3 protein-coding genes are annotated in these 1,544 nt (G+C 34.1%); all 3 read right to left on the reverse strand.

Annotated features, from left to right (window positions below):
- Window positions 1–128 precede the first annotated feature (128 nt).
- Entirely contained in the window at window positions 129–629 is a 501-nt protein-coding gene (locus HMPREF2613_RS00105) for a thiol-disulfide isomerase (protein ID WP_261673950.1), read from the reverse strand.
- 12 nt (window positions 630–641) lie between these two features.
- Window positions 642–839 carry a hypothetical protein gene (locus HMPREF2613_RS00110; RefSeq protein WP_070478079.1) on the reverse strand — a complete coding sequence of 66 codons (198 nt, stop codon included), beginning with the start codon at window positions 837–839 and terminating at the stop codon, window positions 642–644.
- Window positions 840–923: 84 nt separating this feature from the next.
- Window positions 924–1,451: a thiol-disulfide isomerase gene (locus HMPREF2613_RS00115; protein ID WP_070478081.1), complete on the reverse strand. Its 528-nt coding sequence runs from the start codon at window positions 1,449–1,451 to the stop codon at window positions 924–926.
- Window positions 1,452–1,544: the final 93 nt, after the last annotated feature.

The following is a 1,544-nucleotide window of genomic DNA, read 5'->3' on the forward strand; positions in this document are numbered from 1 at the left end:
TGAAATTATAAGTACTTGGGTAATTTTTTTGTAGCTTATCTACGGTATCTTTTTCTAGTAAAATTCCTCAACACAACCAGTTGTTCATACAGCATTGTGTTGAGCAAGAAGCTTCTTTCTCTGGGAAACTATCCATACAAAGTCTGATACATCTTTTCCATGAAATCCTCAAGCTCTTTTTGAATAATTTTTAATAGGCGATCTTCTTCGGATTGAGAGATATTCACTCTCTCATTTATATTTTTTTCATTTATTTGAAAATAGGTGCTAGAAATTATATCAAAGTTCTTATCCAATTCATATAGTGCACTAGTTATTTTACCATCTATCTCTATTTCAAAATAAGCAGTAACCCCATTCCGTCCAGGATGCGATATTTTGAAATCGATATCTCCTTTTATCTCTATGGAGTCAATTCCTCCATCCAGTCGAATAGCTCCATCTGGAGGAACGACATAGCCTGGTTTACGAATGTCAGACGCATATTTTCCTGATGCCATTAAATGTTGTAAGACGACTATATTGTCCCTCTCTTCAAAGGAGGTTTTTAATTGCATATGTTCTTGGTGATTTTGATATTGAAAATAAAGATTCAAGCCAGTAGCTAAAGCAATTACAGAACCAATCACGATTAGTATTTTTTAAGTCCCGACATTTTTTTCATCCCCTCTGTCTAAATAATCATAGACGTCATGTTTCCAACCCTCTTCCTTTTCATTAGGTTTTCCAATAAAGATATTGAGGTCAAAGCCATATTTAATAAAGTTGCCTCCTATCGTATTATTTTCAATAAGAGTTTCAACCATCAGTTTACCGTTAGCTTTATCCCCATTTCCCATCACAGTTCACAGTATATAATTCTTCAACACGCCCAGTTGTTCATACGGCATTGTGTTGAGCAAGAAGCCACTTTCTCTGGTAAACTATCCATACAAAGTCTGATACATCTTTTCCATGAAATCCTCAAGCTCTTTTTGAACAATTTTTAATAGTCGCTCTTCTTCGGCTTGAGAGATGTCCACACTCTCTTTTATTTTTTGATTACTAATATTAGAATAGTAACTACGTTTTATGGTTAACTGATTATCTAAAATATAGTAAACATCTATTTTTTCCTCTTTTGCTGTTATTTCAAATAAAACAGTGACTTCATTCCTTCCAGGATTTGATATTTTCAAATCAATGTCTCCTTTTATCTCTATGGAGTCAATTCCTCCATCCAGTCGAATAGCTCCATCGGGAGGAACGACATAGCCTGCTTTACGGATGTCAGGTGCATATTTTTCTGATGCCGTCAAACGATGTAGAACTTCAATTCTCTCATTTTTCTCAAAGGCTTCTTTTAAAACACTAGATTGTTGGAAATGATTGTAAGTAAAATATAAAGGAATCGCTAATAGGAACAAGGACAATACAATCAACAATTTAAACTGTTTTAATTTATCTAGCATTAGTCTTCCCCCTATTCAACACTCTCTTTCAAATAAGTGTTATTGTAAATTATCACTCGTCTTCCTCATCGTCATAAACTGGTTCACCATGGA

This window comes from Streptococcus sp. HMSC070B10, assembly GCF_001808665.1.
In the GTDB taxonomy this organism is placed as follows: domain Bacteria; phylum Bacillota; class Bacilli; order Lactobacillales; family Streptococcaceae; genus Streptococcus.